The 17,525-nt window shown below is 62.7% G+C and carries 18 protein-coding genes; 5 read left to right on the top strand and 13 right to left on the bottom strand.

Annotated elements, in window-relative coordinates; all coding sequences use genetic code 11:
* Positions 1–158: 158 nt before the first annotated feature.
* The 6 genes from AB7G19_RS26775 to AB7G19_RS26750 all read right to left on the bottom strand — a co-directional run bounded on the left by AB7G19_RS26775 (position 159) and on the right by AB7G19_RS26750 (position 4,947).
* Positions 159–1,091: a lipid A biosynthesis lauroyl acyltransferase gene (locus tag AB7G19_RS26775; RefSeq protein WP_439034590.1), complete on the bottom strand. Its 933-nt coding sequence runs from the start codon at positions 1,089–1,091 to the stop codon at positions 159–161.
* Positions 1,092–1,099: 8 nt separating this feature from the next.
* Entirely contained in the window at positions 1,100–2,377 is a 1,278-nt protein-coding gene (locus tag AB7G19_RS26770; RefSeq protein ID WP_063983968.1) for a beta-ketoacyl-ACP synthase, read from the bottom strand.
* 47 nt (positions 2,378–2,424) lie between these two features.
* On the bottom strand, positions 2,425–3,630 hold the full coding sequence (locus AB7G19_RS26765) for a beta-ketoacyl-ACP synthase (protein ID WP_085404820.1): 1,206 nt from the start codon (positions 3,628–3,630) through the stop codon (positions 2,425–2,427).
* On the bottom strand, positions 3,627–4,097 hold the full coding sequence (locus AB7G19_RS26760; RefSeq protein ID WP_441268346.1) for a 3-hydroxyacyl-ACP dehydratase FabZ family protein: 471 nt from the start codon (positions 4,095–4,097) through the stop codon (positions 3,627–3,629). Before AB7G19_RS26760 ends, AB7G19_RS26765 begins: the two co-directional genes overlap by 4 nt.
* 10 nt (positions 4,098–4,107) lie before the next feature.
* Positions 4,108–4,395 (bottom strand): acyl carrier protein, encoded by a 288-nt coding sequence (locus AB7G19_RS26755; RefSeq protein ID WP_007592476.1) that lies wholly within the window; start codon positions 4,393–4,395, stop codon positions 4,108–4,110.
* Positions 4,396–4,605: 210 nt separating this feature from the next.
* Positions 4,606–4,947, bottom strand: coding sequence for a hypothetical protein (locus tag AB7G19_RS26750; RefSeq protein ID WP_063983965.1), 342 nt, complete (start codon positions 4,945–4,947; stop codon positions 4,606–4,608).
* A 337-nt stretch (positions 4,948–5,284) separates the two neighbouring features.
* Here AB7G19_RS26750 and AB7G19_RS26745 point away from each other — a divergent pair, with 337 nt between their 5' ends.
* Complete coding sequence (locus tag AB7G19_RS26745; protein ID WP_063983964.1) at positions 5,285–5,914, top strand: ParB-like protein; 630 nt, start codon at positions 5,285–5,287, stop codon at positions 5,912–5,914.
* A gap of 15 nt (positions 5,915–5,929) precedes the next feature.
* Here AB7G19_RS26745 and AB7G19_RS26740 read toward each other — a convergent pair whose 3' ends face one another.
* Positions 5,930–6,085 (bottom strand): hypothetical protein, encoded by a 156-nt coding sequence (locus AB7G19_RS26740; protein ID WP_166352319.1) that lies wholly within the window; start codon positions 6,083–6,085, stop codon positions 5,930–5,932.
* Between the two features lie 276 nt (positions 6,086–6,361).
* On the opposite strand from AB7G19_RS26740, the gene AB7G19_RS26735 reads away from it, so the two are divergent.
* Positions 6,362–6,505, top strand: coding sequence for a hypothetical protein (locus tag AB7G19_RS26735; protein WP_441268345.1), 144 nt, complete (start codon positions 6,362–6,364; stop codon positions 6,503–6,505).
* Positions 6,506–6,548: 43 nt separating this feature from the next.
* On the opposite strand, the gene AB7G19_RS26730 is transcribed toward AB7G19_RS26735, so the two are convergent.
* Positions 6,549–6,752, bottom strand: a complete 204-nt coding sequence (locus AB7G19_RS26730; protein ID WP_441268344.1) for a hypothetical protein — start codon at positions 6,750–6,752, stop codon at positions 6,549–6,551.
* A gap of 60 nt (positions 6,753–6,812) precedes the next feature.
* Between AB7G19_RS26730 and AB7G19_RS26725 the strand changes: the two genes are divergently transcribed.
* Both AB7G19_RS26725 and AB7G19_RS26720 read left to right on the top strand, forming a co-directional pair.
* Positions 6,813–7,646 carry a Crp/Fnr family transcriptional regulator gene (locus AB7G19_RS26725; RefSeq protein ID WP_441268343.1) on the top strand — a complete coding sequence of 278 codons (834 nt, stop codon included), beginning with the start codon at positions 6,813–6,815 and terminating at the stop codon, positions 7,644–7,646.
* 139 nt (positions 7,647–7,785) lie between these two features.
* Positions 7,786–7,953: a hypothetical protein gene (locus AB7G19_RS26720; protein ID WP_166094532.1), complete on the top strand. Its 168-nt coding sequence runs from the start codon at positions 7,786–7,788 to the stop codon at positions 7,951–7,953.
* A 32-nt stretch (positions 7,954–7,985) separates the two neighbouring features.
* Here the strand turns inward: AB7G19_RS26720 and AB7G19_RS26715 are convergent, their stop codons facing one another.
* From AB7G19_RS26715 to AB7G19_RS26695, 5 genes are all read right to left on the bottom strand, one after another.
* Positions 7,986–8,483: an MgtC/SapB family protein gene (locus AB7G19_RS26715; RefSeq protein ID WP_247307148.1), complete on the bottom strand. Its 498-nt coding sequence runs from the start codon at positions 8,481–8,483 to the stop codon at positions 7,986–7,988.
* Positions 8,480–9,061, bottom strand: coding sequence for a peroxidase-related enzyme (locus AB7G19_RS26710; RefSeq protein WP_441268342.1), 582 nt, complete (start codon positions 9,059–9,061; stop codon positions 8,480–8,482). Before AB7G19_RS26710 ends, AB7G19_RS26715 begins: the two co-directional genes overlap by 4 nt.
* A 114-nt stretch (positions 9,062–9,175) precedes the next feature.
* Positions 9,176–10,948 (bottom strand): di-heme-cytochrome C peroxidase, encoded by a 1,773-nt coding sequence (locus AB7G19_RS26705; protein WP_441268341.1) that lies wholly within the window; start codon positions 10,946–10,948, stop codon positions 9,176–9,178.
* 275 nt (positions 10,949–11,223) lie between these two features.
* Positions 11,224–14,118: an ATP-binding protein gene (locus AB7G19_RS26700; RefSeq protein WP_441268340.1), complete on the bottom strand. Its 2,895-nt coding sequence runs from the start codon at positions 14,116–14,118 to the stop codon at positions 11,224–11,226.
* Between the two features lie 249 nt (positions 14,119–14,367).
* Positions 14,368–16,122 (bottom strand): ATP-binding protein, encoded by a 1,755-nt coding sequence (locus tag AB7G19_RS26695; RefSeq protein ID WP_162136488.1) that lies wholly within the window; start codon positions 16,120–16,122, stop codon positions 14,368–14,370.
* Positions 16,123–16,542: 420 nt separating this feature from the next.
* Here AB7G19_RS26695 and AB7G19_RS26690 point away from each other — a divergent pair, with 420 nt between their 5' ends.
* The gene (locus AB7G19_RS26690; RefSeq protein ID WP_038955078.1) at positions 16,543–17,511 is read left to right on the top strand and encodes a catechol 2,3-dioxygenase; all 969 of its coding nucleotides are present in this window, start codon (positions 16,543–16,545) and stop codon (positions 17,509–17,511) included.
* Positions 17,512–17,525: the final 14 nt, after the last annotated feature.

Here is a 17,525-nt window from a genome sequence, read left to right as displayed (position 1 = left end):
CTTTCGGCAGAGAGGGCCAGACCCTCACCCTGAGGAGCGCGCTCTTCGCGCGCGTCTCGAAGGGCGAGGCCACCGGCCGGGCCTGCATCCTTCGAGATGCGCGTTCCGCGCTCCTCAGGATGAGGAATAGGTAGCCGCGTTAGCCGTCTGACGGCTCGCTACCGCCACCTTCGATGCAGCCACAACCATTGCTCGGGATGCTCGCGCACCCAGCCTTCCACCACGCTCGTGATCGCCTGCGTCGTGCCCTGGATGTCGATCTTGCCGTCGGCATCGCGCACCGGCGGGATCTCCTCGGTCAGCTCGCCGCGGAAACGGTTGCCGGGCAGGCGGATGATACGGACGCCGTGGATCGGGCATTCGACCTGGCGCAGCAGGCGCGCCAGCATCGGGTTGGCGCGGGTCTTGCGGCCGAAGAAGGTGACCTCGACGCCGCCGGTCAGATACTGGTCGATCAGCATGGCGACGTGCTTGCCGTCCTTCAGCGCCTGCGCGAGGCGCAAAGGCGCGTCGCGCCCCGCAGCGATCAGCGTGCCCATGTTGACCTGGCGCATCTCCTGGATGATGCGGTCGGCAGAGGCGATGTTCGGCCGGCGATAGAGGATCGCAGTGTCCAGCCCATGCGCGACGGCGGCGAGCGCCGGCAGTTCCCAGTTGGCGAGATGGGCTGCAAAGATCAGCGCCGGCTTGCCGTCGTCGCGGATCTGGTCGAACAGCTCGATGCTGCGCTGGGGCAGTTCGATCCGGCTCTTTTCCGGATGATCGCGGTCGTAATCCCAGACTTGGTCCATATGGGCGAATTCGGCACCGACGCGGCCGAGATTGTCCCACACGCCCATCAGGATGGTTTCGATTTCTTCCGGCGACTTCTCCGGAAATGCCGCGGTGAGGTTGGCGCGGCCGATGCGGTGCTCGCGCAGGCGCGGGCCGATCGTCTTCACCACGCGGGAGAAGAAGTCCGAGGTCTTGGCCGGATCGAAATAGCGCGTGGTGCGCAGCATGCCGACGGTGGTGGCCCCGATCAGGCTTCCGCCGAGCGACTTGGCAGCCTCCCGCGCGCGGGCCTTGATGCTCGCAGGTAACAGCGCCATGCGTCCGGTCAGGCCGGTTCGCGGGTCAGGATCAGCGAGGCGTTCTGGCCGCCGAAGCCGAACGAGTTCGACATGACCGCGGTGACGCGGGCATCGCGCGCCTTGTTGCCGACGACGTCGAACAGGATCGTGGGATCCGGATTGTCGTAGTTGATCGTCGGCGGAATGCGCTGATGCTCGAGGGTGAGCAGCGAGAAGATCGCTTCGACCGCGCCCGCGGCCGAGATGGTGTGGCCGACCATCGACTTGTTGGAGGTCACCGGGATCTTCTGCGCGAGATCGCCGAACACGGCCGATGTCGTGTTGAACTCCATCTTGTCGTTCTCGGGCGTCGCGGTGCCGTGCGCGTTGATGTGGTCGATCTGGTCCGGCGTCATGCCGGCATCGGCCAGCGTCTTGTTCATGCAGCCGATGATCGGCTTGCCATCAGGCGAAGAGCGGGTGCGGTGGAAGGAATCGGTGAGCTCGCCGCAGCCGGCGATCACGCCGAGGATTTTTGCGCCGCGCGCGGTCGCTGCTTCGTAGCTTTCCAGCACGAGGGCGCCGGCGCCTTCGGCCATGACAAAACCGTCGCGGTTCTTGGAGAAGGGGCGGGAGGCCGCCTGCGGCGGATCGTTCTGGGTCGACAGCGCCGAGAGCAGCGAGAACCGCACGAGAGCTTCGGGGTTCACGGTGCCGTCGGTTGCCACGCACAGCGCGGCATCGGTCTCGCCGCGGCGGATCGCCTCGACGCCGAGCTGGATCGAGGTCGCGCCCGAGGCGCAGGCCGTCGACAGCGAGATCGGCGAGCCCTTGGTGCCGAAGGTCTCGGCGAGATAAGCTGCTACCGAGCCGAACATGAAGCGGTGGTGATAGGCGCTGTACTTGCCGCCGCCGGAGATGCGCAGCAGATCGTCATAGGTGATATCCTGCGCGCCGACGGCACGGCCGAGCTCACGGCGCTGCGGCCACTCGACTTCGACCGGTGCAACCGCAAGGAAGAGCGGACCGGGGAAATCGGCCTTGGCGCCGATGCCGGCCTGCGCGAGCGCTTCCTGCGTGACGAGCTCAGCCATCCGCTCGGACAGGCCGGTGGAGGAGAACGGATCGACGCTGACGAAATCGACCGTGCCGGCCATCGTCGTCCTCAGGCCGTCGACCGGAAAGCGCGTGATGGTGCGGATGCCGGATTCGCCGGCCACGAGCTTCGCCCAATTGTCGGCCTTGCCGTTGCCGAGCGAGGTCATGATGCCCATGCCGGTGACGACGACGACGGGACGCCCGAGTTTGTCGCGTGGTGCAGTCATGTCGATCCCCCGATTGAGCTAGAGCATCCGCCAAAGCGCGACGCGCTTCAGCTTACGGCCTCGACCAGAGCCATGCCCTCGCCGCGCCAGTGTCCGGCCCCCACCACCACAATCTGGGTGGGCGCGCCCTGCATTTCAATCTCGGTCCCGGTGGAATCGTTCGGCGGGAACAGCGCACCGCGCGAGATCGACAGCGCCGCGAGCGCGATGCCAAGCGGGAATTGCGTTTCCATGGCGTGGCCGAACATCGTGCCGGTCGAACGCACCGGGAAGTCAGCATGGCCCTTCAGGAAGCCGCGCTCCTCTGACGTCGCGGGCTCCGCGCCGGTCGCGCCCGATATGATCGCGCCCTTGCCCTCGCGCCTGGGCAGCTTTTCCCAAAGCTTCTCCAGCGTCGCGGCCGTGTCGCCGGGTTGCTTGCGCCGGGCGAGGTCGGCAACGACGCTCGACAGCTTTGCGAACGGCTTTGCGCCGCGCGCTTCCGCGTGCGCCTTCGATTCCAGCACTAGGAACGCGCCGGCAGATCCCAACGCGAAACCGGGGTGATCCTTGCGCGCCCACACCGGAGCAAACTTGTCTTTCAGGTTGAAGTCGCCGAATTCGTAGAGGACCATCAGGTCTTTGCGCTCGCCATTGTGGGAGCCGCCGATCAGCGCGATGTCGCTCTCGCCCGAGGCGATGCGCGCGAGCGCAATGCGCGCCGCATCGGCACCCGCGACCTCTTCGCCCATGAAAGTGCGCGAGGTGCCGCCGAGACCGTGCACGATGGCGATGTTGCCGGCGAGCAGGTTCGAGAGCTGGGCCAGGAACAGCGTCGGCCTGAGATCGCTCATCAGCCGTTCGTTGAGGAAGCCGGGCGCATTGGCGCCCTTGACCTCGGCCGTGAGCACGCCGGAGTCGACATTGAGGTCGCGCTCGCCGCCGCCGGCGGCCACCACCATGTCGATCTTCGACAGGATGTCCTTGTTGCCCTTGATCCCGGCGGAATCGAGCGCAAGGCCCGCGGCATAGGTGCCGATGCGCTGCCAGGCTTCCATCTGGCGCTGGTCGCCCTTCTTCGGGATCTGGCTGTCGAAGCTAACAGGCATCAGGGGATGCACGATGCAGGGCGCAAAGCCCTTCTCATCGACATTGATGCGCTTGTCCTGAAGCGCGGCCCAATTGGCGTCCAGGCCTTCGCCGAGCGAGGTGGCGAGGCCAATGCCGGTGATCCAGACTTCGGTCTGGCCGGGCTTCAAAGCAGTGTCAGTCATGGCGATCCGGCCTGTTGCGGGAAGCCGACGCGTTTGGCGACCGCGTCCATGAAGCCGCGCATATCCGCATTGGGGAAGGGGATCTGCGTGAAGGTGAGCGTCGAATTCGCGCGCAGCTTGCCGCCGACCTTGATCTTGGCCTCGGTCACCGCATAGCCCGAGCCCTGATGCGACAGGGTCGCCTCGATGGTCATGAGATCGCCGGGGAAGACCGAGCCGCGGACCTTGGCCTCCTTGACGGCGGCCAGAATCGGCATGCGCTCGAACTTGAGCACGCCGAGCTGAAGCCAGCCCGAAGCCTGGGCCATCGATTCGATCAGGAGCACGCCGGGCATCAGGGGATAGCCCGGGAAATGCCCCTCGAAGATCGTGCTCTCCTTGGGGACCTGGGCTTCGACGACAATCGTCTTCGCGTCGACGTTCAGGTCGACGACGCGATCAATCATGTGGAAGTATTCGAGTTGCATGACCGCGCGCTTAGGCGCTCGCGCCCTTGGCCGCAACCAGTTCGTCGATGCGGGCGCACAGATTTTTCAGCACGAAATACTGCTCGGTGGTCGCCTTGCCGTCGTTGACCTCCTGGGTCCACTTTTCCAGCGGCAGCTTGATGCCGAACTGCTTGTCGATCGCGAACGCGATGTCCAGGAAATCGAGGCTGTCGATGCCGAGGTCATCGATGGCGTGGCTATCCGGCGTGATCGTGTCGCGCGGGATGTCGCAGGTTTCAGCGATGATCGTAGCGACCTGATCGAATGTGGAGGACATCACTAAGCCTTTGATATATTGCTGATATTTGTCTGAAGTTCCAGAGTGGAACGGTGGGTGGGCATCGCGCCCCGATGACGCCCTCAAACCCCCCTCTGGCCGGGTCGAAAGCCCGTATATCGGAGCGCCGCCCTGAGTTCAATGGAGCCGGGCGGCCCCGGCGACAGGGCTGGGGATGCCGTCGGCGGGCCTTTTCACCCGGGGGGGTGCCTAGATATGGGGCGTCGTGATCTTGGCGCAATCGCGGCGGCCCATCAGCACGCAATCCTGGGTGCGGCGCAGGTCGGCAATGCTCACCGCGAGCCAGATCCCGATCGCGGTCAGCGCGATGGTGAAGGCGAGCGCCGCAATATTGGCGAGCATGCGGTGGCGGAAATTGTCCGGTTCCGGGCGGGGCTTCTCGTAGCGCGACAGGTCGAGCGGCTCGGGCGCGACGCGCAGCGGCTGCACGGTACCGCTGCCCCGTTGGACCGGCGGGGGAGACGCGTTGCGCGGCCTGAACTGGAGCACCCGGTGCTCGTCATCCGAGCTGATGGGCCGCTGTGTTTTCATGGTGAGGGGATCACTCCGAAGCAGCGGTTTTAGATAGCATACGTCGTGAATGCCTTGCAGAAAATCTTCTCAACGCACACGTGCATTGCGCTTTCGCACTATCTTGCATGGCATATTTCCGGAACGGCGCGCGAGCGAACGCGGCGCCGGCTGTCAGGTCGGTGACAGGAAGCGGAGGTGGCGTCGCAGCAACGACACCGAAGCACGCACCGTCGGCTCTCGTGAACATCTGCTTGTGATATCCGCGGCCGGATCGAACGCATTTTGCCGCCGCGGGGCCCATGGCATAATCAAGGGAACCGGACCACCGGTTGCAACCATGTGAGGGGCCTTCATCATGACCACCACCAACGCACGCGAACCGAGAGTGCATCCGGTGCCGATCCTGTCGCTCCGGCCGACGCAGATGACGGTCGGCATGCGCGAGGTCAAGGAGAAGCGCAAGCGCTGGCGCGAGCACGGCAAGAAGAAGCAGGCCGACCTGCTCGGCAATCACATGATCCCCGTCGTCTACGGACCGGACCAGCGCTACTACGTGATCGACCATCATCATCTCGGCCGCGCATTGCACGACGAGGGCGTCAAGGAAGTGCTGGTGACCGTGGTCGGCGACCTCAGAATGGTCGAGCGCGAAGCTTTCTGGGGCGTGATGGACAACAAGCGCTGGGTCTACCCCTACGATTCCAAGGGCGAGCGGCGGCCGTTCCGCGATCTGCCGAAATCGGTCGTCGATCTCAAGGACGATCCGTTCCGGAGCCTTGCCGGCGAGCTCCGCCGCATGGGCGGCTTCGCCAAGGATACCACGCCGTTCTCGGAATTCCTGTGGGCCGACTTTCTGCGCCGGAAACTGACGCGCAAGGCGGTCGATGCCAATTTCGACAAGGCGCTCGAGAAGGCCCTGTCCGCGGCCAAGAGCAAGGACGCTATCTATCTGCCCGGCTGGTGCGGGCCGGCGGATGACGACTAGGCGCAACCGCTCGCATCAGTCGCGCTGAAAGATCTTGGCGCCGGGGTAGACGCGCCGGGCGTAGCTCACGACCAGCGCGCGGTCCTGGGTTGCCAGGAAGGGCGTTCGGATCTGGCACGAGCCGACGACGAGGTGCCACAGACCATTGAGCTTCCGGATAACGACGTTCATTTGAGCAATCCTCGATGACTCCGCGTTCCCGCGAATACTGCTTATCGCGGCAGTCTTGCGATTCATGATCGTGGTCGCTGGCGCGAAATTCCCGTTGCCGCTCGCGACCGTCGCAAGACAACGACGATGATTGTTAGTTGGTTACGGCGCGGCGGCCCGAGAAGCCGGATCTCATCACAGCCGCTTGAGCGAAGTCATTTTCCGCAGGGATGAAACCGTCCTGAAACAGAGCCACCCCATCTCTGTGGGGTAGTCGAGCTCACACAGGAGGCCAAAATGCGCCGTCTGGTTTTCGTAGTTGCCTTGCTCGCAGTCGCCACAGCAGGAATCTCGGCATCGTTTGCGGCAGTTCGCCACGCCAAGACGCTGACATTCTCCGAGCGCTTTGCTCCGGCGCTCGAGTTGATGGCGCAGCGCTAGCCACGTAGCGCCTCGCGGTCGCAGCTACGCAACGGTGGGACGATCACTTCTGGTGTTGCGAACCGGGTGAGGACAGAAGGCGTTCGATCTCGGCGGCTGCCTCGCCGTCGCGCGCCTTCTGCAACAGTGTGTGGCGTTCGGTGCCGGCTGGCAGCTTCTTGGCCGCGGCGCGGGCGTCCCGTGTGAACTTGTTCAGGCGCTCCTGGAGTGACAGGGCCGGTCGCGTGCGGTTGCGCTTCTTGGTCATGGCTGGACCTTTCCGGCGCGAAGCCAACCATGGGGAGGCACGTGGCGTCCTTAACTTTTGTTGGAACCGGGGGCGTGGATCGCGGGTTTTTTATTGCAGCGGCGCCTCTGCGCCAGGGATTGCAGTACAGGTCCCATCTCATACCAACCGGAGCTAGCTCGCGTGCCCAGCGATACGATCCGTGCTGCGCTTGTCAGGCGTTTGCGTACATCTTCCGGCATCTCGGACGACGACGTGAAGGAGATCGAGGCGCTCCCGATTGCGGTTCGTCAATATTCGGCGGAGGCGCCCGTGGTGCGCGACGGCGAGCGCGCAACCGATTGCTGCCTGATCGCAGATGGCTTCTGTGCACGTTCCAAGACGATAGCAAGCGGCAAGCGTCAGATCCTCTCTATCCACATCCCCGGCGAGATCCCCGACCTGATGAGCCTGTTTCTGCACGTGATGGATCACGACCTGTCGACGCTGACGCCGTGCACGCTCGGCTTCATCAGTCACGAAACGCTGCGAAAATTGCACCAGCGCAGTCCAAGCGTTGCCGAGATGTTTTGGCGAGACACGCTGATCGACGCCGCGATGTTTCGCGAATGGATCGTCAACGTCGGCCAGCGTCCCGCGCCCGCAAGGCTTGCCCATGTCATGATCGAGCTGCGCGAACGCCTCCGGGTCATCGGGCGTCTTGACGGCAACGGCTTCGAGATGCCGCTGACCCAGGAGCAGATCGGCGAAGCCCTGGGAATCACCGGGGTGCACGCCAACCGCGTGATCAAGCAGTTGCGGCAGGAGGGCATCGTCGAGCTGCACCGCGGCCGCGTCACGGTGCTGGACGAGCGGAAATTTCTGGACCTTGCGGATTTCGACGGCCGTTACCTGCATCAGTCGCCAACGCTTTGAGGCGCGCAGGCGACTTGACCTACCGCAAATTCGTATCGGTGCAGGGCGCTATGGTCCATCGGCATGATTGCCGAACCGGTGTTGCCTGAATGGCGAGGGCGCAGGTGGCTCCGAGTCATGCTGACCCGGAGGCATCACCGTGAGCGCAATCTTTCGCATTCTCTTCATCGTTGCCGGTGCCATCACCGCGCTGTTCGTCGCGCGCGATGCCCTGAATTTCACGATCATCCAGACCTTCGTTGCCGTTCTGCTCGTCACCGCCATCGTCGGTGTCGGGAGCTTCTGGAGCCAGCGACGGAAAACGTGACGGATGTGAGAGCCGCGTGCTGGCGCAGCCGGCTAGGTCCGCGGCGGCGCGTCCGGAGACGTCTCCGCGGTGTGCGCATCCTCCTTGCCGCCGAGCACGCGGTGCAACCGTCGCTCGATGTGGCGGCCCACCGTCAGCAGCACGAAGGCGAGCGCCAGCGCGACGGCGACGATCTTCCACTGTCCGGCGCCGCAGACGATGCCGATGCAGGCCGCGAGAAAGGTACAGGCGGCGCTGGTCAGCCCGCGGACGCGAAATCCCATGCTTTGATGCACGATGACGCCGGCACCGAGAAAGCCGATGCCGGTGAGGATGCCCTGGATGACGCGGCTGGTGGCATCGGCGACCTTGGTTGGCTCGGCGAGCTGCAGGGCGAGCAGAACCACGGTCGCCGTGGAGAGCCCGACGATGCCGAGCGTCTTCAGCCCGATCGGCTTGCCGTGCAGGTCGCGGTCGAGGCCGATCGCGCCGGCGGCGACGGTCGCGGCACCGAGACGAGCAAGGATTTCGGGCCAGTCGAGCTCCGTCATTTTTTCGGCAAGCGCCCCATCAGGTAAAACTCCTCGTTCGGCCTCATGCCGGTGAAGTTTGCCAGCCGGTTGGACAGCGCGAAGAAGGCGGAGATCGCGGCAATGTCCCAGATGTCGTCGTCGCTGAAGCCGTGCGGTGCAAGCGCCGCGAAGTCCTCCTCGGAGACGCGCTGCGCCTCGGCCGAGACCTTCATCGCGAAATCGAGCATCGCCTTTTGCCGCGGCGTGATGTCGGCCTTGCGGTAGTTCACAGCGACCTGGTCGGCGATCAGCGGGTTCTTGGCGCGAATGCGCAGGATCGCGCCGTGCGCGATCACGCAATACTGGCACTGGTTGGCCGCCGAGGTCGCGACCACGATCATCTCGCGCTCGGCCTTGGTGAGGCCGCCGTCCTTCTCCATCAGCGCGTCGTGATAGGCGAAGAACGCGCGGAACTCTTCGGGCCGGTAGGCCAGCGTCAGGAACACGTTCGGCACGAAGCCGCTCTTCTCCTGCACGGCGAGCAGGCGCGTGCGGATGTCGTCGGGGAGCGTGTCGAGGGCGGGTGCGGGGAAGCGTTGTGAAGGAGGAGGGGACATGACGATGTTCCGGATGGGGCTCTCGGGGAAACGCGGAACATAGTCGATCGCAGTCCTTCGCGCAAAGCGCTTGCGCGGACTACATCCTGGCTAGTGCAGAGAGAGCCGAGGCTCTCAAAGGGTCTTCAAATATTCGAGGAGTGCCTTCTTTTCGTCGTCGCTCAAGCGCGTGCCATAGTCATGCCCGCATCGGCTGTTTCCTGAATTGAGGTCATTGCAATCGGTGACCGGACGATTTGGCCCCTCTTGTGTGACGTCAAGACCAACATTTTTGATGTCGTATCTCGCGCCAACTTTGAATTGTGACATACGCTTCGCAGGCGGTACGAGCAATTCCGCCAATGTCGGCACCGAGCCGTTGTGCAAGTAAGGCGCCGCGGCCCAAATTCCCTCCAGCACGCGAGCTTCATACTCGCCTCTGTTGAGGGTCCGCTCAAGAAGCGTCCCCGGTTCGATCGTCAGGCTTTCTGGCTGGCCCGGAGGTTGCGCGCTGCTGGGCGGCGCGATGGACGCCTTGACCGGAGCCGGTGACAGAGAGAGGGATGTGGAGGGCGCCTTTTGGGCGTTGGGAGGCAACAAGGAGCCAAAGCCGTCACCGGAGCCGACGTCGCTCCCCAAAAACAGCTTATTGTCGAGGATCGCTCCGGCGACTGCACTGAACATCATGTGGACGGCATAATCCTCCTCCTCGAGGTGCCTGGCGATCAACGGGATACCTGCTCCCTTCAGCGCGCCGGTCTTCACCCTCCAACCAAGCTCGTCGAATTGACGTGTGTCGGTGCCGACGTTCTGAACCGGCGTCACCCACGTCGTAACAAACAGGTCGCGCAGCGCACGGACTTCCTTCTTCTCGTGACACCCCTTGCTGCACTGCCTCTCGAAGATTTTTTGACCGTCTTTAGCCAGCTTCGAGTCGATAGGCCAATCTGATGGCCATTTTGGCGGGCCCATCTTCAGGAGCAATTCCTCAAGTCGTTTCAGTCCATCGAAGTTGATGGAGTTGGCATAGTTGAAGAACGGGCCGAACGAGCGCCTTGGTTCGAAGTTGCCGAATGCGAGAGCCTGTCCCGTGTTCCGGGCAAGTGCAAAAACGCGGTTTCCATTCAACACAAAACCGGCCCAGTCGGTCTGGTTCTGCATCGGTGAATTCCACAGGAAAGGATAGCGCACCGGAGCATCGCCAATCTTCATGTTCTCCGGGATCAAAAAATCGGGCGGCGGCCCAACGTCGGTGCCGGATATGCGGTTGAAGATGATCCCGATGGCGTCCAGCCGCCCAGGCCCCCAGCCAACTGGCGGCAATGTACCGGCCACGAATGCATGAACGCGCCGGTGCCATGCATCAACCCTCTGCCGTAGTGCGGCAACATCGGCAGCAGAAGGTGTCGCAGGTTGGGAGACGGCCGCAGCAAATGCAGCGAATGCCGCGTCGCTGGCGGTTACGTCTCCTACCGCCTTGTCCAGGTCGCTCAGGAACTCCTGGAAATCCATAAAGGCCGGACCGCCGTCGATGCGGTACGTCTTGCCCCCAACTTCAACCTGCCGCGTGTGACACGCGGAGCATGTTATCCCGACCATCTGGGACTCTGCGGGACCCGTGATGTGGAGGCCGACGGGGAGGTTGGTATTATTGCCCGGATTTGGGAGAAAGCCGTATCGGGTCAGACCATCCGAGAGGAACGGTTGTCCGTCCTTCGCTTTCAATGCCCGTAACCAGGTGAGGTTGATTAAGCGGGAGCCTTGGTCGCGCGTGTAGTAGTCGGCCCTGTCTTCCGCTGTCCATTTCGGGCCTTGGTCGACATAAATGGGATCGCCGAGAGCGGTCTCAATTCCCGAACTTGCGGCGGCGACCAGCGCAAAGCCAATGAGGAAAGCGATACGACGCATCGCATGAGCCTCCGTGAACTACAATTGAACCACCCGTTTTCTCGAAATCAGAATTTGTGGAGATATGCGCAGCTCGGCGAGACGCAGCTCGCCCGGTAGCGACGAGAGCTGTCAGAAATAGCCGTCCGATGCTCGAGATTGTACTTCTTGGCAAAGTCCCGTCAAGGTCGTTGCTCCGGGTCGGAGCCCCGGATTGCATGCCGCGCCCGTTGAAGAGCGGCGAGCCCGCGACACGGGTTCCTGTGAACTGGTGTGTCTCGACACGAGCGGCCTTGCTAAACCGCGAGCCGGGATCCGTCCCAGGCAACAATGCCAAACTGATCGCAAATCGCGTGCATCTCGGCGAGATCCTCAACGACGCGGGCGGTGCCGGGCTTCGCCTCGGCGAGCAGTCGCGCCCTCAAGCCAAGACATTCGACAATCAGCCATGGATTCCTGATGGTCCTGGCGATGGAAAGAGCATCATCCAAGGCGCTCAGGCCACGTTCGGATTTCCCGTCCCGAACGAGAGCCTCAGCGTAACCCGCATAGAGAAGGCAGAGCTCGATCTGGCCTGTCCGCAGATGCGTGCCGCTCTCCATACAAGCGTCTATCAGGTCGACGGCCTGATGTGCCTGGCCTGTTCGTGCCAAAGCGGTCGCCATTGCTCCGGTCAGGTTGGCCTTGCTGGCATCGTAGCCGTTACGTTCGACGATCTCCCTTGCAATCGACAAGCATTCCACAGCCTGGTCATTTCGATGGAGCATGAGGAGATTTCGTCCCATCGTAATGCGGGCGAGCACTTGCCCATATGAATCCTGTTCACGAACTGCGATCTCCAATGCACGCAACGCGAATCCGAGCGCCTCCGCATATTGACCTGTTGCATTCATGAACCAGCTCCTGAATGCCAAAACCGTGCATTTTGGACCGGCCGGTGTCCCGAGACGGGCAGTCTCGAGTTCTCCTGTGAGCATTTCATTCAGTTCGTCCATCGCCGCAATCGCGCGATGGACGTGGCCCATGCTGTGCAACACATTTGCCATGATGGTCTGATTTGAAAATATGAGTGCGGTCGATTTCAGCGCTCGAGCCGTTCTCAGTCCCTCGCTCGTTATTTGCAGCCCTTCTTCATACCGGCCCTCAAACCAGTAGACCATCCCGAGTTGCGACTGGACGCTGCACACGTGAGCAATCCTGCCTTGGCGCCGCGCCAGCTCCAACGTTCGTGGCAAATGCATATTTACTTTTTTGAATTCGCCGAGTTGCAGCATCGAAGCGAAGCTCATTCGACCGAAGTCGACATATTTTTCTTCGGCGGCTTCCCCAAGACGCTCGATGAGCTTGAGCGCCCGGTCGTATATCAAACTGAGCGATGAGGCTGCGGCGTTCCGGCGCGCTTCGACGGCAGCGTCCCAGAGATAGCCAAGTGCAGCATCAGCATCTCCGGCTTCCTCTGCGTGAAAGGCCAACTGTTCGTAACGACCATCCAGATTCGGGTAACGCCGAATGATCGCCTGGACAGCGGCCTGGTGGATTTCCAGACGCCGGCCACGCGGTATCGTGTTTGCACAGGCCTCGGCGATGATCTGATGCCGGAAACGCACGGAGTTACCCGCAAGCGGATGGACAAAAGCAAATCGGGCAAGCTCGAACAACGCAGTCAGCAGCTCGCCTACGTCCACGCCGAGCACCGTCGTAGCCAATTGGATTTCTACCTCCTCTCCCAGCAGGCTGAGTGTCTGCACGAATGCCTTCAACTTCGGAGAAAGTCGTTGCAGCCGCGCATGAATCACGGACTCGACGCTCTGAGGTAGCGAATGTTCGCTCGTTGCGTTCGTCGCGTCCGCCGAACGCAAGAACTCTTCCAATACGAAGGGGACGCCGTCGGCGCGATCGATGGCTCTCGCAAACACGGTCGGGGATCGAGTTTTCGGCCACAATTGGCGTCCCAAAGCCTCCATGCAGGCCCGCGACAGCGGTTGTAGATGAATGAGCGAGTCCGCAATCTCCATGGACTGGTCTGATGATTCCGGACGTCCGGTCAGCAATATGCAAAGCGGCTGTGGGGGACTTGCGCGCGCGAGCAATTTCAGGAAATGGCGGCTTTCCGGATCGATCCACTGGAGGTCTTCGATCAGCAAGAGAGTTGGTCGATCAAGCGCCAATGCGAGGAAGGCATTGACAAGTGCGCGTGCAATTTGCGTTTGCGTATTGTCGGTCAATCGTTGACGAGAGGACGCTTTTCCAGCGATGAATAGGGCTTCGAGCTTTCTGCGATCGCCTGCTTCGACGTGCAGTTCCGCGAGAGCCTCGCGAATATGGTCATCCGAAGGTGAGCTGTTTGCAGCGAGCATGTCGCCTACCAAGGTGCGGGCGGCGGCGAATGCGGTGGCACGTTTCTGTACGCCGCCATAAAAGACGCAGCATCTCACGTCGGATGTCAGCGCCTCGGTCATTACGGCTGTCGCAAGGCGGCTCTTACCGATACCTGGTTCGCCCAGCAGGGTGACGGAGCAGCTTTTGCCGCCCGGGCGCGGGAGGAGCTCCCGAAGCGCCGCAAGTTCGTCGACCCGATTCACGATCGGATTTTGATAGCGGCTGGCGATTTCGTTGTGATCGACATCGTCCGGCCGGGCATTCAGCGTGTAGGCCTCGATGACCCGATCGGCGATTCCCGAAGTCGTCTTGTGCGCCGTAAGGCCGAGTGGCGACCGGCACAGCTTTGCGGTTTCGGCGCTAACCCTGATCTCGCCTGCCGCTGCTTCCTGCTGCAGCTTGGCAGCAACGTGCACGGTCGCTCCGGCAACGTCGAAGCGGGCGATGGCATTTTTCCCGCCTATGCGTAAGCCGACCAGGCCGGAGTGAAGTCCGACGCGAAAATTGACCGGATCTCCCCTGGGGCCGGTCGACTGGCTATGGCTCTGAATATCCCAGGCTGCGATGCACGCACGATCCGCATGATCCTCATATGCGGTTGGCCAGCCGAATATGGCAATGCCACCGTCTCCCGCATAGTGGACAATCTGTCCCCCGAGACGCTCCACGGAGCTGCGGATGTGATCCAGCCACTGGTCCAAAAACGCTTGAGCTTCATCGGGGTCGCAAGCCGCGATGTGGCGAGTTGAACCCACCATGTCGACGGCGAGCACCGTTATGATGTTACGATCCGCAATATTGGCACCGCCCACGGACATCCTCGCGCCCCGCGTGCTCAAACCGGCTCCAAAAGGCAAGGGTAGCACGAAGGACAAGCCTTGGGCTATCCGCGAGACGCGGCCTTGAGCCGCGATATCCGGTGCATTCCCCGTCTTTCACGACTGTCCGTTGTTCGGGAAATTCCAGAGGCGATCGTGATTGAATCGAGGGGCCGCGGCGTACTGGATGCCCCGGTCAAGCCGAGGCATGACAGCGGAATTTGCCGAAGCGGTGTCCGTTCCTTACCGCAGGGGCTTCTTCAGCAGCGAGAAGCGATCCGGGTCCAGCCCCATCGAGGGCTGCAGCATCGGCGCTTCGGCGGTCGCGAGCGTCTTCGCGGGCGGCTGCGAAAACACCGGATCGTTCGGCACGTCGCGTTGCGAGGTGGCGCCGCGCCAGCGCTCGAGCACGGCGCCGACGAAATGCATGTCGTGACCGGAGGTGACCGACGGCACGCTTGAGATGGTGGCTTCGCCGCGCGGCAATTGGTGCGGCGGCACTTCCTTGAAGCGCAGGCGGGTCGGCAGCGCGACGCCTTCGCCGAACGCCAGGACTTCGCGGGTGCCGAGCGATGGCACGAAGGACAGCAGGTTCGCGGCCGCATCCGATACCGCGGCGCGCAGCAGCGCCTGGTCGCGCTCGTTGGCCAGACGCATCGTGAACAGCGTGTTGCACTGGGAGATGATGGTGGCGTCGAGCTCGGCTGGACGTTGGGTGATGAGGCCAAGATAGACGCCGTATTTGCGGCCTTCCTTGGCGATGCGCGACACCGCCTTGCGGGTCGGGCCGAAGCCGACATTGCGGTCGGCGGAGGCATATCGGTGCGCCTCTTCGCAGACGAACAGCATCGGCGACACGCCGTCGCTCCACAGGCCGAAGTCGAAGGCCATGCGGCACAGCACCGAGACGACGGAATCGATGACCTCGGCCGGGAAGCCGGCGAGCTGCATCACCGTCATCGGCTTGCCGTTGGCGGGCAGGCGGAACAGATGGCTGATCACCTCGGCCATGGTGTCGCCGCCGACATTGGCGTTGTCGAACATGAAGGCGTAGCGCGGGTCGTTGCGGACGGCCTCGATGCGCGAGATCAGCTTGTGATAGATGATGCGAGAGGAGCGGTTTTCCAGCTTGCCCATGCGCTCGTCGATCAGCGAGATCAGATCGACCAGGCGGTATGGCACCGGCGTGTCGACGGTGAAGCCGACCTGCTTGGGATCGATGCGCTTCAGGCCGAGCCGATCGGTGTTCTGATACTGGGTGTAGATGCCCTTGGCGATCGGGATCACCTCGGCGAGGACGTCAAGCTCCTCGGGCACGCCGGCGCGGCCGCCGAACAGCACGTCGACGATTTCCTCGAAGTTGAACAGCCAGAACGGCAGCTTCAGGTTTCGCGGGTTGAGCACCAGCGCGCGATCGCCGAAGCAGCGGCCATATTCGTTGTGCACGTCGAGCAGGAAGATGCGCAGGTTCGGGCGTGATTTCAGGATCTCGTTGAGCAGCAGCGACACGCCGGTGGATTTGCCGACGCCGGTCGATCCCAGCACCGCGAAATGCTTGGAGAGCATTTCCTCGACGTCGACATAGGCGACGACGGAGCGATCCTGCTGGAGGAAGCCGACATTGATCTGGTCCGATCCGGTCGGCGCGTAGATCGTGCGCAGCTCCTGGCTCGTGATCAGGTCGACGGAATCGCCGATGGTCGGATAGTTGGTGACGCCGCGCTGAAACTTGGCCTTGTCGGCGGCATTGTGGATTTCGCCGAGCAGGTCGACCGACGCGATGGCGATGTAGTCGGAGCTCGAGAGGTTCTCGCAGGACACCTCGGTGATCATGGCGACGATCACCGAGCTGGCGCAGCGGATGCTGACGAAACGGCCGACGGTGGCCCGAATTTCTGAGACCGGCATCTGGCTTGCCGCCAGCAGCCCGACCCGGGCGAGCGACCCGCGTACCGAAATCACGCGTCCAAAGGATGTCACGATGAATGAACCTGGCATGAGCAAGGGGTTTAACCCTGACTATGCGTGCCGCGGCTGGACAAACGGTTAAACGGCAGGCGCGGGGGCTTTGTTAAATCTGCGACAATTCGGTTGAGAGATTTGCTCCTAATGCATACTTGCGGGCGGAATCGGTAGGGGAATGCCGCTTTTCTAGGCCGATAGGCCCGACAGCGCTTAAGGAAGATTTTACCATTCGGCCAGTCGGTCCGCCGTTCGGGGATGGAGGTCATCCCGGCTGGCGCGTCATTCGATCCGGGCGGCGATGTTTTGATTTGTTGACGGGACCTAATCATTTGTACATTAGTACAAATGAACCCGCGGCCTGGATGCCGCCCCCGGACACTTGAGCGCGTTTGCAGCCTTGCGTCCGATTGCGCGATCCGGTCCGGCGGATCGCAGCCACGCCCGGAGGAAAGCATGCAGCCCGAACCGATCCTCGATCTTGCTCATCTCGGCCACATGGAACTGCTGACGCCGAAGCCTGACGAGAGCCTGAAATTCTTCGTTGACGTCATGGGCATGACGGTGAGCGGGCAGAAGGGCGAGTCGGTCTACCTGCGCGGCTGGGACGATTATGAGCGCTATTCGCTCAAGCTGACGGCGTCGAAGACGTCGGGCATGGAGCATATGGCGCTGCGCGCGCGCAGCCAGCAGGCGCTGGAGCGCCGCGTCGCCGCGCTCAAAGGCTCCGGCTTCGACATCGGCTGGATCGACGGCGACATGGGGCAGGGGCCGACCTTCCGCTGCCGCGATCCTGATGGCCATATCGTCGAGCTCTATTACGAGACCGAATGGTACCAGGCGCCGCCGGAGCTTAGACCTGCGCTGAAGAACCAGGCGCAACGCTTTCCCGCGCGCGGCGTCAACGTCCGCCGTCTCGATCACCTCAACTGCCTCGCCGTGGACATCAAGGCCAACCGCGAGTTCTTCGAAAACTATCTCGGCTGCCGCCTCACCGAGCAGATCGTGCTCAACGACGGGCGGGAAGCGGCGATGTGGCTGACGATGTCGAACAAGAGCTACGACTTCGCCTATTCGCTCGATCATTCCGGCACGCCCGGCCGCTTTCACCATGTCACCTACGCGCTCGACAGCCGCGAGGAGATTTTGCGCGCCGCCGATATCTTCCTGGAGAACGGCGTGCACATCGAGACCGGCCCGCATAAGCACGCGATCCAGCAGACCTTCTTCCTCTATGTCTACGAGCCCGGCGGCAACCGCGTCGAAGTCGCCAACGCCGGCGCGCGCCTCATCCTCGCCCCCGACTGGAAGCCGATCGTGTGGACCGAGGAAGAGCGCAAGAAGGGGCAGGCGTGGGGATTGAAGACGATCGAGTCGTTCCACACCCACGGCACGCCGCCGGTGGAGGCGAAGAAGCACGGCTAGAGCATGACCCGGAC

Origin of the sequence: Bradyrhizobium sp. 215_C5_N1_1, from assembly GCF_052075935.1 — a bacterium.
Taxonomy (GTDB): Bacteria; Pseudomonadota; Alphaproteobacteria; order Rhizobiales; family Xanthobacteraceae; genus Bradyrhizobium; species Bradyrhizobium barranii.
This window is presented reverse-complemented; position numbering and strand designations above follow the sequence as displayed.

Coding starts and splice junctions, on each gene's coding strand:
- AB7G19_RS26695 (WP_162136488.1), bottom strand. CDS start 16,122: ATGCCAGGTTCATTCATCGTGACATCCTTTGGACGCGTGATTTCGGTA.
- AB7G19_RS26755 (WP_007592476.1), bottom strand. CDS start 4,395: ATGTCCTCCACATTCGATCAGGTCGCTACGATCATCGCTGAAACCTGC.
- AB7G19_RS26730 (WP_441268344.1), bottom strand. CDS start 6,752: ATGACCAAGAAGCGCAACCGCACGCGACCGGCCCTGTCACTCCAGGAG.
- AB7G19_RS26775 (WP_439034590.1), bottom strand. CDS start 1,091: ATGGCGCTGTTACCTGCGAGCATCAAGGCCCGCGCGCGGGAGGCTGCC.
- AB7G19_RS26715 (WP_247307148.1), bottom strand. CDS start 8,483: ATGACGGAGCTCGACTGGCCCGAAATCCTTGCTCGTCTCGGTGCCGCG.
- AB7G19_RS26760 (WP_441268346.1), bottom strand. CDS start 4,097: ATGCAACTCGAATACTTCCACATGATTGATCGCGTCGTCGACCTGAAC.
- AB7G19_RS26710 (WP_441268342.1), bottom strand. CDS start 9,061: ATGTCCCCTCCTCCTTCACAACGCTTCCCCGCACCCGCCCTCGACACG.
- AB7G19_RS26770 (WP_063983968.1), bottom strand. CDS start 2,377: ATGACTGCACCACGCGACAAACTCGGGCGTCCCGTCGTCGTCGTCACC.
- AB7G19_RS26750 (WP_063983965.1), bottom strand. CDS start 4,947: ATGAAAACACAGCGGCCCATCAGCTCGGATGACGAGCACCGGGTGCTC.
- AB7G19_RS26745 (WP_063983964.1), top strand. CDS start 5,285: ATGACCACCACCAACGCACGCGAACCGAGAGTGCATCCGGTGCCGATC.
- AB7G19_RS26735 (WP_441268345.1), top strand. CDS start 6,362: ATGCGCCGTCTGGTTTTCGTAGTTGCCTTGCTCGCAGTCGCCACAGCA.
- AB7G19_RS26740 (WP_166352319.1), bottom strand. CDS start 6,085: ATGAACGTCGTTATCCGGAAGCTCAATGGTCTGTGGCACCTCGTCGTC.
- AB7G19_RS26690 (WP_038955078.1), top strand. CDS start 16,543: ATGCAGCCCGAACCGATCCTCGATCTTGCTCATCTCGGCCACATGGAA.
- AB7G19_RS26705 (WP_441268341.1), bottom strand. CDS start 10,948: ATGCGTCGTATCGCTTTCCTCATTGGCTTTGCGCTGGTCGCCGCCGCA.
- AB7G19_RS26765 (WP_085404820.1), bottom strand. CDS start 3,630: ATGACTGACACTGCTTTGAAGCCCGGCCAGACCGAAGTCTGGATCACC.